The sequence below is a fragment of the Buttiauxella sp. JUb87 genome, assembly GCF_004361975.1.
Classification (GTDB): Bacteria; Pseudomonadota; Gammaproteobacteria; order Enterobacterales; family Enterobacteriaceae; genus Buttiauxella; species Buttiauxella ferragutiae.
Map to the genome: position 1 here is coordinate 1,372,202 of NZ_SNVY01000001.1, position 22,063 is coordinate 1,394,264.

18 protein-coding genes are annotated in these 22,063 nt (G+C 49.9%); 12 read left to right on the forward strand and 6 right to left on the reverse strand.

All coding sequences use genetic code 11. From position 1 onward, the window contains the following. Window positions 1-171: 171 nt before the first annotated feature. Complete coding sequence (gene setB / locus EC843_RS06435; RefSeq protein ID WP_064544979.1) at window positions 172-1,353, forward strand: sugar efflux transporter SetB; 1,182 nt, start codon at window positions 172-174, stop codon at window positions 1,351-1,353. A 13-nt stretch (window positions 1,354-1,366) separates the two neighbouring features. On the opposite strand, the gene EC843_RS06440 is transcribed toward setB, so the two are convergent. Together EC843_RS06440 and EC843_RS06445 are read right to left on the reverse strand one after the other, a co-directional pair. Next, on the reverse strand, window positions 1,367-2,974 hold the full coding sequence (locus tag EC843_RS06440; RefSeq protein WP_133521937.1) for an ABC transporter substrate-binding protein: 1,608 nt from the start codon (window positions 2,972-2,974) through the stop codon (window positions 1,367-1,369). Between the two features lie 138 nt (window positions 2,975-3,112). Next, a complete protein-coding gene (locus EC843_RS06445) occupies window positions 3,113-3,367 on the reverse strand; it encodes a YkgJ family cysteine cluster protein (protein WP_064544974.1) in 255 nt (84 codons plus the stop codon). A 166-nt stretch (window positions 3,368-3,533) separates the two neighbouring features. Between EC843_RS06445 and yeiP the strand changes: the two genes are divergently transcribed. Continuing rightward, the gene (gene yeiP, locus EC843_RS06450) at window positions 3,534-4,106 is read left to right on the forward strand and encodes an elongation factor P-like protein YeiP (RefSeq protein ID WP_064544972.1); all 573 of its coding nucleotides are present in this window, start codon (window positions 3,534-3,536) and stop codon (window positions 4,104-4,106) included. 113 nt (window positions 4,107-4,219) lie between these two features. On the opposite strand, the gene uxuA is transcribed toward yeiP, so the two are convergent. Continuing rightward, complete coding sequence (gene uxuA / locus EC843_RS06455; RefSeq protein ID WP_064544970.1) at window positions 4,220-5,413, reverse strand: mannonate dehydratase; 1,194 nt, start codon at window positions 5,411-5,413, stop codon at window positions 4,220-4,222. Between the two features lie 208 nt (window positions 5,414-5,621). Between uxuA and EC843_RS06460 the strand changes: the two genes are divergently transcribed. The 9 genes from EC843_RS06460 (at window position 5,622) to yejF (ending at window position 17,441) form a co-directional block, all read left to right on the forward strand. Further along, entirely contained in the window at window positions 5,622-7,085 is a 1,464-nt protein-coding gene (locus tag EC843_RS06460) for a mannitol dehydrogenase family protein (protein ID WP_133521938.1), read from the forward strand. A gap of 132 nt (window positions 7,086-7,217) precedes the next feature. Beyond that, window positions 7,218-8,198 carry a GTP-binding protein gene (locus EC843_RS06465; protein WP_133521939.1) on the forward strand — a complete coding sequence of 327 codons (981 nt, stop codon included), beginning with the start codon at window positions 7,218-7,220 and terminating at the stop codon, window positions 8,196-8,198. Between the two features lie 42 nt (window positions 8,199-8,240). Further along, entirely contained in the window at window positions 8,241-8,948 is a 708-nt protein-coding gene (locus EC843_RS06470; RefSeq protein ID WP_064544964.1) for a phosphatase PAP2 family protein, read from the forward strand. A gap of 421 nt (window positions 8,949-9,369) precedes the next feature. Continuing rightward, window positions 9,370-9,936 carry a bifunctional murein DD-endopeptidase/murein LD-carboxypeptidase gene (mepS, locus tag EC843_RS06475; protein ID WP_064544962.1) on the forward strand — a complete coding sequence of 189 codons (567 nt, stop codon included), beginning with the start codon at window positions 9,370-9,372 and terminating at the stop codon, window positions 9,934-9,936. 242 nt (window positions 9,937-10,178) lie between these two features. Next, window positions 10,179-11,756: a cyclic di-GMP phosphodiesterase gene (locus EC843_RS06480; RefSeq protein ID WP_064544960.1), complete on the forward strand. Its 1,578-nt coding sequence runs from the start codon at window positions 10,179-10,181 to the stop codon at window positions 11,754-11,756. 157 nt (window positions 11,757-11,913) lie between these two features. Continuing rightward, window positions 11,914-13,722, forward strand: coding sequence for an extracellular solute-binding protein (locus EC843_RS06485; protein WP_121815212.1), 1,809 nt, complete (start codon window positions 11,914-11,916; stop codon window positions 13,720-13,722). Window positions 13,723-13,730: 8 nt separating this feature from the next. Then, a complete protein-coding gene (locus tag EC843_RS06490; RefSeq protein ID WP_064544956.1) occupies window positions 13,731-14,828 on the forward strand; it encodes a microcin C ABC transporter permease YejB in 1,098 nt (365 codons plus the stop codon). After that, on the forward strand, window positions 14,825-15,850 hold the full coding sequence (locus EC843_RS06495) for a microcin C ABC transporter permease (protein ID WP_121815211.1): 1,026 nt from the start codon (window positions 14,825-14,827) through the stop codon (window positions 15,848-15,850). The genes EC843_RS06490 and EC843_RS06495 overlap by 4 nt, the downstream gene beginning before the upstream one ends. Window position 15,851: 1 nt before the next feature. Then, window positions 15,852-17,441, forward strand: coding sequence for a microcin C ABC transporter ATP-binding protein YejF (gene yejF / locus EC843_RS06500; RefSeq protein WP_064544952.1), 1,590 nt, complete (start codon window positions 15,852-15,854; stop codon window positions 17,439-17,441). Window positions 17,442-17,457: 16 nt separating this feature from the next. Here the strand turns inward: yejF and EC843_RS06505 are convergent, their stop codons facing one another. The 3 genes from EC843_RS06505 to rsuA all read right to left on the reverse strand — a co-directional run bounded on the left by EC843_RS06505 (window position 17,458) and on the right by rsuA (window position 20,069). Next, a complete protein-coding gene (locus EC843_RS06505; protein ID WP_064544949.1) occupies window positions 17,458-17,802 on the reverse strand; it encodes a YejG family protein in 345 nt (114 codons plus the stop codon). A 341-nt stretch (window positions 17,803-18,143) separates the two neighbouring features. Next, window positions 18,144-19,346, reverse strand: coding sequence for a Bcr/CflA family multidrug efflux MFS transporter (locus EC843_RS06510; protein WP_064544947.1), 1,203 nt, complete (start codon window positions 19,344-19,346; stop codon window positions 18,144-18,146). A 15-nt stretch (window positions 19,347-19,361) separates the two neighbouring features. Continuing rightward, complete coding sequence (gene rsuA, locus EC843_RS06515; RefSeq protein ID WP_133521940.1) at window positions 19,362-20,069, reverse strand: 16S rRNA pseudouridine(516) synthase RsuA; 708 nt, start codon at window positions 20,067-20,069, stop codon at window positions 19,362-19,364. 188 nt (window positions 20,070-20,257) lie between these two features. Here rsuA and EC843_RS06520 point away from each other — a divergent pair, with 188 nt between their 5' ends. Beyond that, the gene (locus EC843_RS06520) at window positions 20,258-22,018 is read left to right on the forward strand and encodes a DEAD/DEAH box helicase family protein (RefSeq protein WP_133521941.1); all 1,761 of its coding nucleotides are present in this window, start codon (window positions 20,258-20,260) and stop codon (window positions 22,016-22,018) included. Window positions 22,019-22,063: the final 45 nt, after the last annotated feature.

Sequence of the window (22,063 nt, forward strand, 5' to 3'; positions counted from 1 at the left end):
TACAAACAACGACACGGTACGTTCAGCACTCAATGTAGAAACTTCAGCTTTTGCTGAACCTAAACAGGAACAGCGTTTTAACTTTTCGGGCTGCTTTTGATTTGAACAACTGTTTATTTCCTGACAAGGCGCGTAAACTCCGCGCGTTCATTGATAAGCGACACTGAGAGCATGCAAAACTCCCCGATAGCAGCAACCCGCAAGCCCCTTGATATCACTTCTTCTGCCTTTTTGATTGTAGCTTTTTTGACCGGAATTGCGGGTGCATTACAAACCCCGACTCTGAGCCTGTTTCTGACTGAAGAAGTTCATGTCCGTCCGGCGATGGTAGGTTTCTTTTTTACCGGCAGTGCGGTTATCGGTATTTTGGTCAGCCAGTTTCTTGCTGGCCGCTCCGATCGCAAAGGCGATCGTAAATCGCTCATTTTTGTTTGCTGTTTATTGGGCGCTTTAGCCTGCGTGCTGTTTGCCTGGAACCGTAACTATTTCGTGTTGCTGTTTGTCGGGGTTTTCCTCAGTAGCTTTGGCTCTACCGCGAACCCACAAATGTTTGCCCTGGCGCGCGAACATGCAGACCGCACTGGTCGCGAGGCCGTGATGTTCAGCTCTATTTTGCGTGCGCAGGTATCGCTCGCCTGGGTTATTGGCCCGCCAATCGCTTACGCACTGGCTCTTGGGTTTGGCTTTACCGCGATGTATCTCAGTGCCGCACTGGCGTTTGTGGTGTGCAGTGTGATGGTGCGAATGCTGTTACCGTCGATGCGCAAAGAATTGGCAGTGAAAACCACCACGCTTGAAGCCCCCCGCCGTAACCGTCGTGACGCCTTACTGCTGTTTGTTGCTTGCACCATGATGTGGGGCTGTAACAGCCTGTACATCATTAATATGCCGCTTTACATCATTCATGAATTACATCTGCCGGAGAAACTAGCGGGTGTGATGATGGGGACAGCCGCCGGGCTTGAGATCCCAACGATGCTGATTGCCGGTTACTACGCCAAACGCTTCGGTAAGCGCTTCCTGATGCGTATTGCGGGCGTTGCAGGACTGCTGTTTTACATTGGTATGCTAACGCTGCATAACGAATTTATGCTGCTGGCTTTGCAGCTGCTGAACGCGATTTTCATCGGCATTTTGGCGGGTATCGGCATGCTCTATTTTCAGGATTTAATGCCAGGCCAGGCAGGGGCTGCAACCACGCTGTATACCAATACCACGCGTGTCGGCTGGATTATTGCCGGGTCGATGGCCGGTGTGGTAGCTGAAATCTGGAACTACCACACCGTGTTTTATATCGCGCTGGGCATGATTGGCATCACAGCCTGGTGCATGGTACGCATCAAAGACATTTAGCCTGGTCGCTTATTTAGTGCTGCTTGATATACAGCTCCTTGCTATAGACGTAATCCTGCGGGTTATGCAGTGGGAAACCGCCGACATAAGGCTTTAGCACTTTGATCATTGGCTGATAATACAGCGGGATAAGCGGAGCTTGTTGATTGATTCTGCGTTCGGCTTCGGCGTACAACTCGTTGCGTTTTTTGGCATCAGTGCTGCTGGCAGCCTGCGTAATCAGTTGATTATACTGAGCATCCTGCCAGTGCCCGACATTTTCAGGGTTGTTTGCCAGTAGCGTATTCAAAAAGGTAGAAGGTTCGTTATAAGTAGCATCCCAGGACTGACGCGATAACATAAAATCCCCGCTCCGCCGGGAATCGAGATAGGTTTTCCACTCCATGTTACGCAGAGTGACGTTAGCTCGTAGATTTTTCTGCCAAATTGAGGCCAACGCTATCGCCGTTTTTTCATGCAGATCGTATTTGTTGTAAAAAATCTCAAACGACAGTGGATGCTCTGCATCATATCCAGCCTCCTTTAACAACGCTTGTGCCTCGGCGATACGCGTTCGCATGGGTTGCGCCAGATCGGGTAATGCAGGAGGCATGAAATCCGCGACCTGAGCAGGCGTCAAAGTTGTAGCAGGCACGCGCAGACCTAGCACTTTTTCAGCAATCAGCTCCCGGTCTGCTGTCAGGTATAACGCACGGCGGACTCGCACATCGTTAAACGGTGCTTTCATGGTATTGAAGGTGTAAAACTCGGTATTCAGGCGTGGAAGAGTCAGCAACTCTTGTGGCGTTTGTCGTTGAATCGCAGAGATTTGCTGGGCGGGAACCCAGGTTAAATCAACATCCCCAGCCCGGTAGCGGTTATAACCTGAAACAGCATTGTCGATGACCAGATACTCAACCTGCTCCAGCACTGTTTTCTGATTATTCCAGTAATGTGGATAACGTTTCGCGATAATTTTCTCATTCACTATCCAGCGCTCCAACACGAACGCCCCGTTGGTCACAATATTCTCTGGCCGCGTCCAACGGTCGCCATACTGAGCCACCTGGCGGTGCGGTACCGGGAATGTCGTGGGCCATGCCAGCATGGAAATAAACCATGGCGTAGCCTGGTCGAGCTTGATCTCCAGCGTATGTTGGTCCACAGCACGGATACCCAGTTCCTGAGGAGCGAGTTTTCCGCTGACAATCTGTTGGGCATTAACAACGTGTGCCGCGGCTAAATAGTCAGCAAAGGGGCTGGCAATCGCCGGGTCAACTGCCCGCTGCCAGCCGGTGACAAAATCTTGCGCCGTCAACGCCGATCCGTCTGACCACGTTAGCCCGGGGCGTAAGCTGAAAATGTAAGTTTTTCCATCGTCACTTTTTTGCCAACTCTGTGCCTGCGCGGGTTGGGGATTCCCTTCGCCATCCAGCCATATCAGCCCTTCAAAAAGATCCAGTGCCACCTGCGCGGCAGTATTTTCCTCCACTCTTTGCGGATCAATGCTGTTCGGATCGCTGTGATTGTTATAGCGGAAAATTTGCTGGGGGGAGAGCACGGTTCCTGGTGGGATTTCAGCGGCCTGCAGAGGCAGCACTGCCATCAGGCTGACCAGCCATAACAGTAGATTTTTACTCATGGTATTTCCTTTTCCCAATGATTGATTCCTGCTGATAGATTCAGACAGGCAAAGGCAAGGAATTTATATCATGATCAACATGTTAAATATTTGACCCTATTCTGGTTATGGTAGAATAGAGGGCCAGGTTATGGGCCGTTAAGGGGCCGTCGCCGCTTCGAGATATATCAGATAATCCATGGCTTGCTGGCGCGTGGTGCCACACATTTCACGCGTGGCTTGCAGGCTGGCGCAGACCTTCGGCCTGAGCGGCGAAAGAAAAATTTTACAACGCATGTCAGCGCCAAGTTGAATGCAGGAAGTATTGGCCGGCTTGCCATGCGGCATGCCAGGGATTGGGCTTGATACGGAAGGCGCGGTACAACATGCGCCGCAATCGGGACGACAGTCCATCTGCAATGCTCCGGTGGGCTGACAAGGATCTGGACTGTAGCAGTAGTCACGTGGCTTTACTATGTGCATTTATCGGCTTTCAGCAGTGAATCCGCTTGCCTGAAACTCGCCCCGCGAGTAATTTGTCGCAATATTTTCGACTCTCAATTTTTTACAGGAAACATCGATGGCAAGAGCTAACGAAGTCAAAAAAGGTATGGTACTGAATTACAACGGCAAACTGCTGATTGTTAAAGATATTGATATTCAGGCACCGAGCGCACGTGGCGCTGCAACCCTCTATAAAATGCGTTTTTCTGATGTCCGTACTGGCCAGAAAGTTGAAGAACGCTTTAAAGGTGACGATATCGTCGACACCATTACCCTGACCCGCCGTTACGTTGATTTCTCTTACATCGATGGCAACGAATACGTGTTCATGGATAAAGAAGATTACACCCCGTATATCTTCTCTAAAGATCAGATTGAAGACGAGTTGCAGTTCATTCCAGAAGGCGGCATGCCAGACATGCAGGTTCTGACCTGGGATGGCCAACTGCTGGCACTTGAACTGCCACAGACTGTGGATCTGGAAATTGTTGAAACCGCACCAGGCATCAAAGGCGCGTCAGCAAGCTCCCGTACCAAGCCCGCAACGATGTCGACTGGCCTGGTGATTCAGGTTCCAGAATATATGGTGACCGGTGAAAAGATCCGCATCCATATCGCTGAAAAGCGTTCTATGGGTCGTGCAGATTAATTGCTGTTTAGAATGCAAAAACGCGCCAATTGGCGCGTTTTTTTATGTCTGTAAAACCCCCTCATCCCGACCTTCCCCCTGAAGGAGAAGGAGACAATCAGGGAATTTTTAGCTTACTTCAGCAAGTCCGGGAACAGGGTCTGTTTCAGAGCCAGTTCCACACCGCGTACTTCAGCCAGACCTTTCAGGCGGCCAATTGCTGAATAACCAGGGTTGGTTTTCTTGTGCAGGTCGTCAAGCATCTGGTGGCCGTGATCCGGACGCATTGGGATCGGACGCACATCACCGGCATTTTTACGACGCTGTTCTTCAGTCAGAATCGCTTTCACCACCGCAACCATGTTCACATCACCTTGCAGGTGCGCGCCTTCATGGAAGGTTTTCGGGTTATCTTCGCGGCAAGTTGCGCGCAGATGGGTAAAGTGAATGCGATCGCCGAAGGTTTCAATCATCCGCACCAGGTCGTTATCAGCGCGAACGCCATAAGAACCGGTACACATGGTGAAGCCGTTATAAATGCTGTTGACGGTTTCTTTCAGCCACTGCATATCTTCAATGGTAGAAACGATACGCGGCAAGCCAAGAATTGGACGCGGTGGATCGTCCGGGTGAACTGCCAGACGCACGCCAACTTCTTCTGCTACGGCAACAATCGCACGCAGGAAGTACGCCATGTTTTCACGTAATTGATCTTTGCTGATGCCGTCATATTCCGCCAGACGCGCACGGAATTGGTCCAGGGTGTAACCCTCTTCCGCACCGGGTAAACCGGCAATGATATTGCGGGTCAGTTTTTCTTTTTCGGCATCAGACATATTGTTGAAGTAGTCCAGCGCCTGACGCTGCTCTTCTTCGCTGTAATCCGCTTCAGCGCCTTTGCGCTTCAGGATGTGCAGCTCAAATGCCGCAAAGGCAATCTGGTCAAAACGCAGGGCTTTTGAGCCATCTGGCAATTCATATTCCAGGTCGGTGCGCGTCCAGTCCAGAATTGGCATGAAGTTGTAGCACACGGTGTCGATGCCACATTCTGCCAGGTTACGAATGCTTTGTTGGTAGTTTGCGATATGCTTATCGTAGTCACCGGAGTGAGTTTTAATTTCTTCGTGCACCGGGATACTTTCTACTACAGACCAGGTCAGCCCTTTCGCTGCCAACACGGCTTGACGCTCTTTAATGTCAGCAACCGGCCACACTTCGCCATTTGGGATGTGATGCAGAGCAGTAACGACACCGGTCGCGCCCGCTTGACGCACATCATCCAGAGATACCGGGTCTTTTGGGCCATACCAACGCCATGTTTGTTCCATCGACAGTTCCTCAGTTAAGTTGTCATACCAATTATAAATGCTGTATTGACTACTACCATACCGGATTCTTCTTTTCGGTCAATTTTTGCGGTGATATTGGTTGATCCAGCTCACATTAAAGGGATAAAGCCAGCACACCAATTTAATTTGTTGTCATATAACTTTAGACTGCGCAATGTTACTAATTCGTTAATCAGGATTTACAATTATGAATACAATTGCTTCGGTCACGCTCCCCGCCAGCGTTCAGCAGCCACGCTATGATCGCAAAGCGTTAAAAACCCGCATCGTCCATTTTGGTTTTGGCGCATTTCATCGTGCACACCAGGCGCTGTTAACCGATCGGGTACTCAATAAATTGGCGGGCGATTGGGGCATTTGTGAAATTAGCTTGTTCAGTGGCGACAAACTGATGAGCGCGCTGCGGGCCCAGGATCATTTATATACCGTGCTGGAAAAAGGCCGTGACAGTAACCAGGCAATTATTATTGGTGCGGTGAATGAGTGCCTGAACGCAAAACTTGATGGCCTTGATGCAATCATTGAGAAGTTCTGCGAACCGCAGGTGGCGATTGTTTCCCTGACTGTGACTGAAAAGGGTTATTGCATCGACCCGGCGACCGGAAAACTCGACAATAGTAACGAACGAATTATTCACGATTTGCAAAATCCTGCCGAGCCCCATTCTGCACCAGGCATTCTGGTGGAAGCACTTAATCGCCGTCGCGAGCGCGGGTTGTGTCCCTTTACCGTACTTTCCTGCGACAACATTCCCGACAACGGCCATGTCGTTCGCCACGCGGTGATTGGCATGGCAGAAACGCGCAGCCAGGAGTTAGCCGACTGGATCCGTGAGCACGTGACCTTCCCAAGCACCATGGTCGACAGAATTGTCCCTGCGGCAACGCCGGAATCACTGCAAGAAATCACCGATGCCTTAGGCGTAGAAGATCCATGCGCGATTTCAGGCGAACCGTTTATCCAGTGGGTGATTGAAGATAACTTTGTCGCTGGCCGCCCGGCATGGGAAGAAGTGGGTGTTGAGATGGTCGACGACGTGATGCCATGGGAACAAATGAAGCTGCGCATGCTTAACGGCAGCCACTCTTTCCTCGCGTATCTCGGCTATCTGGCGGGCTATCAGCACGTCAATGATTGTATGGCTGATAACAATTTCCGCCTGGCTGCGCATCGCTTAATGATGCAGGAACAAGCGCCGACACTGCGCGTGACTGGCGTCGATTTGCAGCAGTATGCACATAAGTTACTCGACCGTTTCGAAAACCCGGCGCTGAAACATCGCACGTGGCAAATCGCGATGGACGGTAGCCAGAAACTGCCGCAACGTATGCTGGAAAGTGTGCGCTGGCATCTCCAGCAAGGTGATGAATGGCCTTGTCTTGCACTGGGCATCGCAGGCTGGATGCGTTATGTCAGCGGCACTGATGACGCTGGCAATGAGATTGATATTCGTGATCCGCTGGCCGGAAAAATAAAAATGCTGGTTGAAAGCAGCACTACTGAAGAACGGGTACTCGCCCTGCTCAACCTGCATGAAATCTTTGGTAGCGACCTGCCTGTTGATGAACAATTTGTTGCCCGTATCCAAATTGCGTGGAGCGAATTATGCAACCTCGGCGCGCGCGAAGCAGTAGCAAAACTGGTCGATTAATTTAACGATCTATGCCCTTAAACGCGCTGAACAAGGAAGCGAGGCGCGTTCAGTCTTCCTTTTTTCATCAATATTGTTCAGGATTGTGATCATTCAATCACGTAAGGTTTACTAAACCTGTCCGGAGCACCTGTGACTAAAACCAACCTTATTACCGGCTTTCTCGGTAGCGGCAAAACCACCACCATTCTGCATTTGCTGGCCAATAAACCTGAGCATGAAAAATGGGCTGTGCTGGTGAACGAATTTGGCGAAGTCGGCATCGATGGTGCATTGTTAGCTGACAGTGGCGCATTGTTGAAAGAAATCCCCGGCGGTTGTATGTGTTGCGTGAATGGTTTGCCAATGCAAGTTGGCCTGAACACGTTGCTACGCCAGGGTAAACCCGACCGTTTGCTGATTGAACCAACCGGCCTCGGGCATCCCAAACAAATCCTTGATATGCTGACCGCTGAAGTTTACCAACCGTGGATAGAGCTCAACGCCACGCTCTGCTTGCTGGATCCTCGCCAATTGCTTGATGAACGCGCAATTAATAATGATAACTTCCGCGATCAACTGGCTGCCGCCGATATTATTATTGCCAATAAAGAAGACCGGGCCTGCGATGAAAGCCGCAATGCATTGGCCGAATGGCAACAGCGCGAAGCTGCGGGGCGTGAAATTATTGCAGCGAGTAACGGCAACATCGACATCCGTCTTCTCGATAGACCACGTATAAATCTCCGCGAGCTTCCTTCCAGCCCTGAACACAGCCACAGCCACGCCGCATCAAAGGGGCTTGCCGCGTTAAGCCTGCCGGAGCATCAACGCTGGCGACGCAGCATTAATAGTGGCCAGGGTTATGTTGGTTGCGGTTGGATTTTTGATGCCGATACACTTTTTGACACTGTCGGGATTCTGGAATGGGCCAGACTTGCCCCCGTCGACCGCGTGAAAGGTGTGCTGCGAATTGCGGAAGGTCTGGTGCGCATTAACCGCCAGGGACTTGATTTCCATATTGAAACGCAAAATGTCGCACCACCGGACAGCCGCATCGAGTTAATTCATAGCGGTGAAGTTGACTGGAACGCACTGCAAACTTCCCTGTTGAAGTTACGTTTAAGTTTGTAAGTCTACCCTTTCGCCCTTTGTTAAAATGCCTCGTGATATTGTATGAAAAATCTTCGATTATCGGCAATCCTGGCGCTGAACGCGCTGGGTTTAGCCCTCTTTTTTAGTTGGTATCTACCCCCAGGCCACGGCTATTGGTTCGTAATCGATTCAAACATTTTCCATTTCTTTAACCAGGCGCTGGTTAAGAGCCATACCTTTTTGTTACTTGTTGCTGTGACCAATAATCGGGTGTTTGATGGTATTTCGTTATTAGCGATGGGTTCACTGTTTTTCAGCTTCTGGCGTAAAGAATCAGCCACCGGTCGCCGCCGCATGTTCATCATGGGGATTGTGATGCTATTTTGCGCAGTGATTATTAATCAGCTCGGCCATTTGATTCCGGAATCTCACGTCAGCCCTTCGCTGTATTTCACCGATATTTATCGCGTCAGTGAATTGCTGCATTTCCCGACGAAGGATGCTTCCAAAGACAGTTTCCCTGGCGATCACGGGTTAATGTTGCTGATTTTCACTGGCTTCATGCTGCGCTATTTCGGCAAAAAAGCGTTTGGTATTGCCGTTATTATTTTCCTGATTTTCATGATGCCACGCATGATGATTGGCGCACATTGGTTTACTGATATCTTCGTAGGCTCGCTCTCTATTGCGCTTGTTTGTTTGCCATGGGTGCTATTAACCCCAATAAGCGACGGGTTAATTAGTCTGTTGGATCGCTATTTACCGGAACGCTCCAATACAAATAATTAACATCTGAAAAACACGAATGAATCCCAATCATCAGAGAATGGAATGAACTCTGATGATTTTTCATCTCGCCATCAAAAAAGGCTAATATTTAACCTTTACATTTCCCCACAAAAATGAAGTGATTGCACATATAAACACCAATCATGATTAACAAATGAGCAATATTCTTTATCGTTTATTAACATCACAATTTCTTATAAAAAATCAGTGAAAACCACTCGCCACGTCTGTGTTGATAGGGTACCCTCGGATACGTTTTGTGCTTAAAGCCAAATCATTCTCAGTGTGAATAAATTTGTGCGTCATGCCACAGTTTTGCGTATAAGCAATTGTTTCATGGCGTTCAGGTAATTAGTCTCGTCACGTTGGCATTTTGCATAACGATATTTATCGTTAAGGACTTCAAGGGATAACAAACATAATGGTCAAATCTCAGCCTATTTTGAGATATATCTTGCGGGCGATTCCCGCAATTGCTGTGGCAGTAATGCTGTCAGCATGTAGTTCGACAAACACCGCAAATATGCATTCTGAGACGCATGCAGTCGGCAATAAAGATGGTTTTTTACTGCAAGCTTCTCAGGATGAATTCGAAGAGATGGTCCGTAATGTAGATGTGAAAACACGTCTCATGGATCAATATGCAAGCTGGAAAGGCGTTCGTTATCGTCTTGGCGGCAGCAATAAAAGCGGTATTGATTGTTCAGCATTTGTACAACGCACATTCCGCGAACAATTTGGTTTAGAGTTGCCTCGTTCAACTTCTGAACAACAGGACTCAGGTAAATCGATTTCACGTAATAAATTACGTACTGGTGATTTAGTTCTGTTCCGTGCAGGTTCGACCGGTCGACATGTTGGTATTTATATCGGCAACAATCAGTTTGTACATGCTTCCACCAGCAGTGGTGTGACGATTTCAAGCATGGACGAACCGTACTGGAAGAAGCGTTATAACGAAGCCCGACGCGTACTGAGCCGCAGTTGATGCGGTTCTTGCAGACAGTTAATCCCTTGGCTGTTTGCAAGAAAACAATTCGACGAGACAAGAAGCGCTGCCCAGGCAGCGTTTTTTATTGTCTGAAATTCAGTAAGTTCTAACAGTAAACGATTCCAAAATGATCATAATTTCCGTTAGAAACTTTATGACGCAATGGCAGTTTTTGCGTTATAGTCCAAAAAAACGCAAATAAACCATAAGTCTCTTGCGCTTGCAGGAACCCGTTATCCATGTTTTCGAAGAATATATTTTCACGCTACTTTACCTCTATCCGGCAAATTGCCGCCTTCAGTATTTTGGCGGGTATCCTTGCTGCGCTATTGATTGGTGGAATAACCAGCCTCACGCTACACAGTAAGCGTGAAGCCAGTTATGACATGCTGACGCAAGATATACGTGACTATCTAAGCCGCTTTTTCAATGAACTTCAGTCCACCACCAGCAGTATCCAGCCGTTAACGCTTTCTGATTGCCATCAAGTTGCGGGTGAACTCACCTCGCGAGCCGCCTTTAACGCCAACGTCCGCGCCTTTGTGTTAGTGCGAAATGGTGAAGCTTACTGCTCTTCCGCAACGGGCAGCATGCTGATGGATATGCACCAAATCGTCCCTGACATCGATCTTAATCAAAGCGTCGATATTGATATCCTGCACGGCACGCCAATGATGCCCGGCAAACCGACAGTTACCGCATGGTTTAAAAACCCGGTGATTGCTGGCCGCGGCGTTTTCGCTACTCTGAATGTTGACCTCACGCCTTATTTATTATTCAGCACTCGTCAAAGCGATTTGGTTTCGATGGCGATTATCGTCGGCAATAAAGCACTAACCACGCAATCCAACAACGTAATGAATGTGTCAGAGTTGCCAACGCACCCTACACGCATCATTACTCTTCAGAATTACCCCATCAAATTAGCGCTATATGGTGAAACCTGGCCTGCTGAAGACATTCAAATATCCATTCTTACAGGTTTAGTTTTCGGCATACTGAGCAGTGCGTTATGTGCCTGGTTGCTTACTGTGCGCCTACGTTCAGGAAAAGAGATTCTGACCGGCATTAAACGCGGGCAATTCTCTGTGGTGTATCAACCCGTCGTGAATGCCAAAGAGCTTAAGATGTCCGGGGTTGAAGTGTTGATGCGCTGGAACCATCCTATTGCCGGCCCCATTCCTCCAGATGCATTTATCGCCTTTGCAGAAGCCCAGCAATTGATTGTTCCCCTCACCCGCCACTTGTTTGAACTGATCGCGCGGGATGCCAAAAAACTCCAGCATGTTTTACCGCCCGGTGCACGACTTGGTATCAATCTCGCGCCCAGCCATTTGCACTCGCCAACCTTCAAAGAAGATATTCAAGCTTTTGCCGCCTCGATGCCCCCTCATCACTTCCAGTTGATTTTTGAAATCACCGAACGCGATATGGTTAAAGAAAATGAAGCCAGTTGCCTGTTTACCTGGATGCACGAGCAGGGATATGAAATTGCTGTCGATGATTTTGGAACAGGACACAGCGCACTAATCTATCTCGAACGCTTTAAACTGGACTATCTCAAGATTGATCGTGGCTTTGTTAACTCGATCGGCTTTGAAACCGTCACCTCTCCGGTGCTCGACGCCGTGCTTACTCTGGCACGTAAACTCAGTATGACCACCGTCGCCGAAGGGGTTGAAACCCGTGAGCAAGCCAAATGGTTGATTGACCAGGGGGTGAATTACTTACAGGGTTACTACTTCTCCCGCCCTCTCACCTTTGAGCAATTGCAGGAATGGGAAGGCCAGCAAAAAGAGTACCAAGAGCTTACATAAGAAAGGACAGCACAGATGCAGCTTGAAGTCTGACGGGTATAACTTATGATTCATCATCATGAAGTTATTATGCGGTGGCGTGTTACCTGAGAATTGATATTATTTTGGGATAAAATAATGAGGTAATATCTCCGCTCTGACAAGGATAGGCCCATAGATGTTTGCCCGCGCCTTTGCTTTGCTAAGCCTTTGCCTGATTGCGACCTCAAGCCAGGCTGAAAACATCAAGGAAAGCTATTCCTTCGCCGTGTTAGGTGAACCTAAGTACGCCATTAACTTCACGCAGTTTGATTACGTCAACCCCGCAGCCCCAAAGGGCGGAAACATCACACTGTCGGCGATTGGCACCTTTGATAACTTCAACCGTTATGCGCTACGCGGCAATCCTGGCGTGCGTACCGAATCCTTGTATGACACGCTTTTTACCACCTCAGATGATGAGCCTGGCAGTTATTACCCGTTAATCGGTGAAATGGCGCGCTATCCCAGCAATTTTGCCTGGGCTGAAATTGAAATTAATCCCCGCGCACGTTTTCATGATGGGACGCCCATCAAAGCCAGCGATGTCGCTTTCACTTTCAATAAATTCATGACTGAAGGTGTGCCGCAGTTTCGCCTGATTTATAAGGGTGCAAAAGTTAAAGCCATCGCGCCACTCACGGTGCGCATCGAGCTGGCGGACCCCAGTAAAGAACGGATGCTGGGGCTATTCTCGCTCCCGGTGTTCCCTGAAAAATTCTGGAAAGATCATAAGCTCAGCGACCCGCTTTCTGCTCCTCCGCTGGCCAGTGGCCCTTATAAAATAACGGCATGGCGCATGGGGCAATATATTACCTACTCCCGCGTCAGAGACTATTGGGCTGCCAATTTACCGGTAAACCGTGGCCGCTGGAATTTCGACTCCATCCGTTACGACTATTACCTTGATGATAATGTCGCTTTTGAAGCTTTTAAGGCCGGAGCCTACGATTTTCACATCGAAGCAAGCGCAAAGAATTGGGCGACACGCTATACCGGAAAGAACTTTGCGAATCATTTCATTATAAAAGAAGAGCGGCCCAACGATGCCGCTCAGGACACACGCTGGCTGGCATTTAATATCCAGCGCCCGATCTTCGAAGACCGAAAAGTCCGCGAAGCGATTGGCCTGGCGTTCGATTTTGAATGGATGAATAAAGCGCTGTTTTATGGGGCCTACAATCGGGCGAATAGTTATTTCCAGAACACAGAATATGCCGCGCGGGATTACCCGAATGCCGATGAATTGACGATCCTGGCCCCCATGAAAGATGACTTACCGCCAGAGGTGTTTACCACTATCTACAACCCGCCAAAATCCCGCGGTGATGGCTTTGACCGTGACAACCTGCTCAAAGCGCTGAACTTGTTGAAAGATGCTGGGTGGGAACTCAAAGACCAGAAGCTCATCAATATGAAAACCGGGAAACCGTTTAGCTTCGAGTTGTTGATTGGCACCACCGGCAACACCCAGTGGGTTTTACCGTTCCAGCATAATTTACAACGCCTGGGGATCACAATGGAGGTGCGTCAGGTGGATAACTCGCAGCTCACCAATCGCCTGCGCAGCCGTGACTACGACATGATGCCGAGGGTTTACAGCGCCATGCCTTACCCTAGTGCGGATGTGCAAATTTCATGGGCCTCAGAATACATCGACTCCTCTTACAATGCGCCGGGAGTAAAAAGCCCGGTAGTCGATAAACTGGTCTCTCAAATTGTGGCGCATCAAGGTGACAAACAAAAACTGCTGCCATTGGGGCGTGCACTGGATCGTGTGTTGACATGGAATAATTACATGATTCCGATGTGGTACATGGCAGCAGACCGCTTCGCCTGGTGGGGAAAACTCTCCAAACCTGCCATCCATCCGTTATACACAACCGGCTTTGACACCTGGTGGTATGACGTCAATAAAGCCGCTCAATTACCAGAAAACCGGCGTTAAGGGAACCCATGGGAAGTTATCTGTTACGTCGCTTGCTGCTGATAATCCCGACACTGTGGGCGATTATCACCATCAATTTTTTCATCGTACAGATTGCACCTGGTGGCCCAGTGGATCAGGCTATTGCAGCGATTCAATTTGGCCGCGACGCAGGAGTCCCGGGTTTGACGACGGATAACATGGGGAGCGGTCATGCTCGTGTCGGTGTGGGTAACGTTGGCGACAGCCAGTACCGTGGCGCGCGTGGCCTCGACCCGGAAGTGATTGCTGAAATCACTCACCGCTACGGTTTCGATAAACCGATTCATGAACGCTACTTCAAAATGCTCGGCGATTATCTGCGTTTTGACTTCGGCGACAGTCTGTTCCGCAGCGCTTCGGTTCTGCATCTGATCAAAGAAAGCTTGCCGGTTTCTATCTCGATTGGTTTGTGGAGCACCTTAATTATCTACATGGTGTCGATCCCACTGGGGATCCGCAAAGCCGTTAGCAACGGCAGCAGTTTTGATATCTGGAGCAGTACATTAATTATTATTGGTTACGCCATCCCTGCATTCCTGTTCGCTATCTTGCTGATTGTTTTGTTTGCTGGTGGGAGTTACCTGGATTGGTTCCCACTGCGTGGCCTGGTATCGACAAATTTCGATACCCTGCCATGGTATGGCAAAATCATTGATTATCTCTGGCACATCACATTACCAGTATTGGCAACAGTGGTGGGTGGCTTTGCGACCTTGACGATGCTGACGAAAAACTCGTTCCTTGATGAAATTCGCAAGCAGTATGTGGTCACTGCACGAGCCAAAGGGTTGGATGAAAGTAAAATTCTCTACCGCCATGTGTTCCGCAACGCGATGCTGCTGGTGATTGCAGGTTTTCCTGCCACGTTCATCAGTATGTTTTTTACCGGCTCGCTGCTTATCGAAGTGATGTTCTCACTAAACGGGCTGGGTTTATTGGGCTATGACTCCACCATTTCCCGCGACTACCCGGTGATGTTTGGCACCTTATACATTTTTACCTTAATAGGTTTGCTGCTCAATATTCTGAGCGATATCACTTACACGCTGGTTGATCCGCGTATTGATTTCGAGGGCCGTGGATGAGCCATTTAAGTCCTGTCAATCAAGCCCGCTGGGCACGGTTTCGGCAAAATAAGCGCGGCTATTGGTCACTGTGGATTTTCACGTTTCTCTTTTTGCTCACGTTAGGTTCCGAACTGATAGCCAACGATCGCCCGTTGATTGTGCATTATCAGGAACGGCTTTATTTCCCGTTTATCGCCAGCTACAGCGAAAGCGATTTCGGCGGCCCTCTGGCAACACCTGCCGATTATCAGGATCCGTGGCTTACGCAGCAGCTGAGTCAAAAAGGGTGGGTGCTGTGGGCACCGATCCGCTTTGGCTACAATGCGATTAACTTTGCCACTTCTGTCCCCTTTCCTTCACCACCGAGTAGCCAAAACTGGCTGGGGACGGATGCCAACGGCGGAGATGTGCTGGCGCGGATCCTCTACGGCACCCGCATTTCTATCCTGTTCGGGCTGATGCTGACACTGTTTTCCAGTGTCATTGGGATACTTGCCGGTGCGGTTCAGGGCTATTACGGCGGGCGTGTGGATTTGTGGGGCCAGCGGTTTATCGAGGTTTGGTCAGGCATGCCGACGCTATTTCTGATAATCCTGCTTTCAAGCGTTATCCAGCCGAATTTCTGGTGGCTACTCGGCATTACCGTACTGTTTGGCTGGATGAGTCTGGTCGGCGTGGTGCGCGCTGAATTTTTAAGGACCCGAAACTTTGATTACATTCGTGCCGCTCAGGCGATGGGTGTGAGTGACTGGTCGATAATCACGCGCCATATGTTGCCAAACGCCATGGTCGCCACGCTGACATTCCTGCCATTTATTCTGTGCGGTTCGATTACCACCCTCACCTCACTGGATTTCCTCGGCTTTGGTTTACCGCTTGGCTCACCGTCACTCGGTGAGCTGTTGTTGCAGGGGAAAAATAATCTTCAGGCTCCGTGGCTTGGCATCACTGCATTCCTCTCGTTGGCCATCTTGCTGACACTCCTTATTTTTATCGGTGAAGCAGTGCGCGACGCCTTCGACCCGAGCAAGGTGTACTGATATGACAACCCCGCTGCTTTCCATCAGTCATCTGTCTGTCGCTTTCCGTAGCGGCGATACCGTCCGGCAAGTGGTGGACGATTTATCCCTTGAGGTGAATGCCGGTGAAACGCTGGCGCTAGTTGGGGAATCGGGTTCCGGAAAAAGCGTTACCGCGTTATCGGTGCTGCGTTTATTGCCAGCCCCTCCGGTTGTCTACCCTGCGGGTGAGATTTTCTTTAAGGGTCAGGAGCTACTCCACGCACCTGAACGCACACTTCGCGGTGTGCGTGGCAATAAAATCGCCATGATTTTTCAGGAACCAATGGTTTCGCTCAATCCACTTCACAATATTGAAAAGCAGCTATATGAAGTGTTATCGCTGCATCGTGGCATGCGCCGTGAAGCCGCTCGCGCGGAAATGCTGACCTGCCTGGATAGAGTAGGGATTCGTAACGCGGCAAACCGTTTATCCGATTTCCCCCACCAGCTTTCCGGCGGAGAACGCCAGCGCGTGATGATTGCCATGGCGTTGTTAACCCGCCCGGAATTGCTGATTGCCGACGAACCGACAACGGCGCTGGATGTCACGGTGCAGGCTCAAATTCTGCAATTACTGAAAGAGCTCAAGCAAGAGCTGAATATGGGACTGCTGTTCATCACCCATAATCTGAATATCGTCAAAAAGCTGGCGGATAACGTCGCCGTAATGCGTAACGGAAAATGTGTTGAGCAAAACTCGACGATGAGATTGTTAGCCTCACCGCAGCATCCTTACACCCAACAATTGCTAGCCGCAGAACCAGGGGGAAACCCGCGACCCGTCGATGAAACCAGCACGCCACTATTAACGGTTCGTGATTTACAGGTTGCCTTCCCGATTCGCCGTGGGCTACTCAGGAAAACCGTCGGCCACCACTATGGGATTAAAAATCTGAGCTTTGCGCTGCGCGCGGGTGAAAGCATCGGTCTGGTTGGGGAATCCGGTTCGGGGAAAAGCACCACGGGGCTTGCGCTGTTGCGCCTGATTCACTCCAGCGGAGAGATCTGGTTTGACGGAAAGCCGCTGCACTCTCTCAATCGCAAAAAGCTGCTACCACTGCGTAACCGCATCCAGGTCGTCTTTCAGGACCCAAATTCGTCGCTTAATCCACGGCTCGATGTTTTGCAGATCATTGAAGAGGGTTTGCGCGTCCATCAGCCTGCGTTAAGTGCAGCCGAACGTGAGCAGAAAGTTAGCGTTGCCATGCAGGAAGTGGGGTTAGATCCACAAACGATGCATCGCTATCCAGCAGAGTTTTCTGGCGGACAAAGACAGCGGATTGCGATTGCCAGAGCGCTCATTTTACAACCGGAATTGATGATTCTTGATGAACCGACATCATCTCTGGATCGTTCGGTACAAGCGCAAATTCTGGCACTGCTGAAGTCGTTACAAGAGAAGCATCAGTTGGCCTACATTTTTATCAGCCATGATTTGCGCGTGGTGAAATCGTTATGTCATCAGGTTGTGGTATTGCGACAGGGAGAGGTGGTCGAGCAAGGAGCCTGCCAGCAAATTTTTGCTGCACCCCAGGCGGAATACACACGCCAGTTACTTGCACTTGCCTGACTCGCAGATTTTAGAGTCAAAAAGGATTCGCGCTGGAGAAAGACTCAGCAATAGCAACACCAAAATTTTTCAGTCGGCAAGTTGCTGCAAGCTCATCCTGACGATTCACAAATAAGCACGGCTCACCTTCACATTCCACGACCGAAGAATCTACTTCGATATCTCGCAATGCGAGGCTTAATTTATGCATTGTTGGCCATGCAGAATCGCTGTTGTCGCTCAACAATTTGAGACCAATCAGGCAATTTTCAGCGCTCTGCCCGCTTTGCGGAATCGGTTCAACTCGGGAACCTGCAAAACCCGCCAACCAACGATAACGGTGTGGTAAGCGATGAACGATGGAAAGTTGTAACGTATTCACTGTGGTATCCCCAAAAGAATCCAAAATTATTTCACAAACGATTTACATAAAAGGTTAACACAATGTTGATGTTTTGTGTGTAAACAACCTCGAAACCGCTTACATCCGTTGTAATTATTTGTCTACCATTTCATATTTAACGTTTAATTTTTGTGGTGCTGCACACGTTTCGGCGCTATATGTAACGCTTTCCACGATGTAACTCAACCTTTTTAACCACAAAGCTGTGACTTTTTATTGTCGATGCGTTTACATTTGAGAAACAAATTGTAGGCGCTTATGGGAGAATTTCGTTGATTTGGATTAAAGAACGGGTATCTGGCGATACCCGTTTTTGGACTTTAGGATTTTGTCGCGGCGAGTCGAGGACGGCTGGCGTAGAGATAAAAAACGATTGAGCATGTGGCGCACACCGCAATCGACCAAATCATTGGCCATGCGGAGTTAAAGCTTGCGATTGATAACAGCGCGCCGGTTAACGCACCAATACCAAAACGGAACGTGCCAGCCAGCGACGACGCCGTTCCTGCCATATGTGGGAATTCATCGAGAATAACCGCCATCGCATTTGACGACACCATCGAAACACAGCCAACAAACACCGCAATGCCCAACACCATTGACCAAAAACCTAGCCCCAGCCCGGTGCTTAGCACCAGCCAAATTGCCATGGCAAATTGCACGAACAACCCGAAGCGGAACATCGCCAGTGGGCCAAAACGGCGCACAAAGCGACTGTTAATTAGGGTCATCACAATCAAGAACACGATGTTAAGCGCGAAGTAATAACCAAAGTGCTGCGGCGCAACGTGATTGAGTTCGATGTAAACAAACGGCCCGGCACTCAAAAATGAGAACATCGCCGCAAAGCTAAAACCACTTGCCAGCATATAGCTCAAAACGCGTTTGTGGCGGAACAAAGTCGCGAAGTTGCCTATCGTGGTGCGTAAATGGAACTTCTGACGCCGCTCAACCGGCAACGTTTCATGAATCATGAAGAAGATCATCGCCGATGCCAGCAGAGCCGCTAACGCCAGAATCCAGAAGATAGCGTGCCAGCTAAACCACACCAGCACTGCCCCGCCAACCATTGGCGCAACCAGCGGCGCAATGGTGGTTATCAGCATGACGAATGACATCATGCGCGAGAACTCTTCTTTCGGGTAAATATCGCGCATCAGCGCGTTAATCACCACACTGGCCGCTGCCGCTGACAGACCATGCAGAAAACGCATGGCAATCAGATGGTCAATCGTTTGGGAGAGCGCGCAAGCAATCGCCGCCGCCGCAAAGATTAGCGTACCGCCAAGCACCACCGGCTTACGCCCAATGCTGTCCGCCATCGGGCCATAAAAGAGCTGGCCTATCGCGAAACCAAGAATATAAGTACTCAGCGTCATTTGCGCGCTGCCTGCTGGCACGCCAAATTCCGAGGCGATGACCGGCAAAGCCGGTAAGTACATATCGATTGATAGCGGCATCAACATGGCCAGCAGGCCAAGGATTACCACGATACCAATTGACGAATTTTGCTTACTACTCAACGCATCCTCCCGGAATCAACGCGGCGGCATGCCTACGCTGGCAATTTCTTCTTCGGTTAATGGGCGATATTCACCCGGTGCAAGATCCGCATCCATCGCGATGCCGCCAATGCGTTCACGGTGCAAACCAACCACATGGTTACCCACGGCGGCAAACATACGTTTTACCTGGTGATAACGCCCTTCGCTGATGGTCAAACGCACTTCCAGCGGAGTAATCACTTCAAGTACCGCAGGCAGCGTCAAATCTTTTTCATTATGCAGTTGAACACCCTCGGTGAATTGTTCTGCTGTGTCATCGGAAACTGGATTCTCAAGCGTCACCAGATAGGTTTTTTCACAATGATGGCGCGGAGAAGTAATACGGTGTGACCATTGGCCATCGTCGGTCATCAGCACCAGTCCGGTGGTGTCAATATCCAGACGCCCGGCGGCATGCAGTTTGTGCGCCATTGGCTCATCAAGGAAATACAGCACGGTTGGATGGTCCGGATCTTCGGTGGAACAAACGTAACCCTGTGGCTTATTCAGCATAAAGTAGCGAGGGCCGTTTTGCTGGGTCAACGAGCGTCCGTCGAACTCAACCTGATGTTCAGGGTTCAGTTTGAAAGAGGCATCACGCACCACTTCGCCATCAATAGTGACACGGCTGGCACGGATTTCACGGCCAGAAATAGCGCGGCTCACGCCAAGCTGCTGAGAGATAAATTTATCGAGTCGCATTAAAATATTGCCTGTTTCATAGAGGTGCCAGCACAAAACGGCTGACAGGGCATTCGCCCATTTTATAAGGGTATAAATCGTTTGCCTGTTAATTAGTTTGCCAGTATAGCGGGATAGAAAAGTCTCTCAAGGTAAAACCCCGATTCATGCCATAATTGAGCGCGTTATTTCCCTAAATCAGAGTCACGATGTCTTTTACACTCCGCCCCTACCAACAAGAAGCCGTAGACGCCACCCTCGCCCATTTCCGCAAACACATCACACCAGCGGTGATTGTATTGCCGACGGGTGCGGGAAAAAGCCTGGTGATTGCTGAGCTTGCCCGAGTCGCTCGCGGACGGGTGCTGGTGCTGGCACACGTCAAAGAACTCGTGGCGCAAAACCATGCGAAATATCGTGCACTTGGTCTGGAAGCCGATATTTTCGCGGCGGGTCTGCAACGTAAAGAGAGCCACGGCAAAGTTGTTTTCGGTAGCGTACAGTCAGTGGCGCGCAATCTTGAGCAATTCCACGGCGAGTTTTCATTACTTATTGTCGATGAATGCCACCGTATTGGTGATTCTGACGATAGCCAATATCAGCAAATCCTCACCCATTTACGCACCGCCAATCCTAAGCTGCGCCTGTTGGGGTTGACCGCTACACCTTACCGTCTGGGGAAAGGCTGGATTTATCATTTTCACTATCACGGTATGGTGCGCGGCAACGAAAATGCGCTGTTCCGCGACTGCATTTACGAATTACCGCTGCGCTACATGATTAAGCACGGCTATTTAACACCGCCGGAACGGCTGGATATGCCGGTGGTGCAGTACGATTTCAGCCGTTTACAGTCGCAATCCAATGGTTTGTTCAGCGAAGCGGATCTTAACCGCGAGCTCAAACAGCAAAAACGGATTACGCCGCACATCATCAGCCAGATTATAGAATTTGCCGCCGACAGGCGCGGCGTGATGGTTTTTGCCGCAACCGTTGAACACGCCAAAGAAGTCACGGCTCTGTTACCCGTAAATGATGCGGCACTGATTACCGCAGATACCCCAGGCCCTGCCCGCGATACATTAATAGAAGCGTTTAAAAACCAGCAGTTCCGTTTTCTGGTCAACGTTTCAGTGCTTACTACCGGATTTGACGCACCGCATGTCGATTTAATTGCCATTCTGCGCCCAACGGAATCGGTCAGTCTTTATCAGCAAATTGTCGGTCGCGGGTTGCGCCTGGCGCCCGGTAAAAAGGATTGTTTGATTCTGGACTACGCCGGGAATCCTCATGATTTGTTCACACCGGAAGTGGGTGCGGCGAAAGGCAAAAGCGACAATGTGCCGGTACAAGTTTTTTGCCCTTCCTGTGGTTTTGCCAACACCTTCTGGGGAAAAACCACCAGCGACGGCAAATTGATTGAGCACTTTGGTCGCCGCTGCCAGGGCTGGTTTGAAGATGATGACGGTACGCGCGAACAGTGCGATTACCGTTTCCGCTTTAAAAATTGCCCGCAATGTAACGCGGAAAATGATATTGCCGCGCGGCGCTGCCACCAGTGCGCGAGTGTTCTGGTCGACCCGGACGATATGTTAAAAGCCGCACTGAAATTAAAAGACGCGCTGGTTCTGCGCTGCGGCGGCATGACGCTGCAACACGGTGGCGATGAAAAAGGCGACTGGCTGAAGATTACCTATTTTGATGAAGACGGGGCAGATGTCAGCGAACGGTTCCGCCTGCAAACACCCGCCCAGCGTATGGCGTTTGAACAGCTATTTATTCGCCCTCACAGCCGTGCGCCTGGCGTGCCGCTGCGCTGGATAAACGCCGCCGATGTGGTCGCTCAGCAATCCGCGCTTCGCCACCCGGACTTTGTCGTGGCACGCAAGAATGGCAACTTCTGGAACGTGCGGGAAAAGGTATTTGATTACGAAGGACGCTTCCGTCGCGCGAATGAATTGCGTGGCTAAAGGTTCTTTTCATTGAAGCCAGAGCCAGATATGGCTATAATCCCG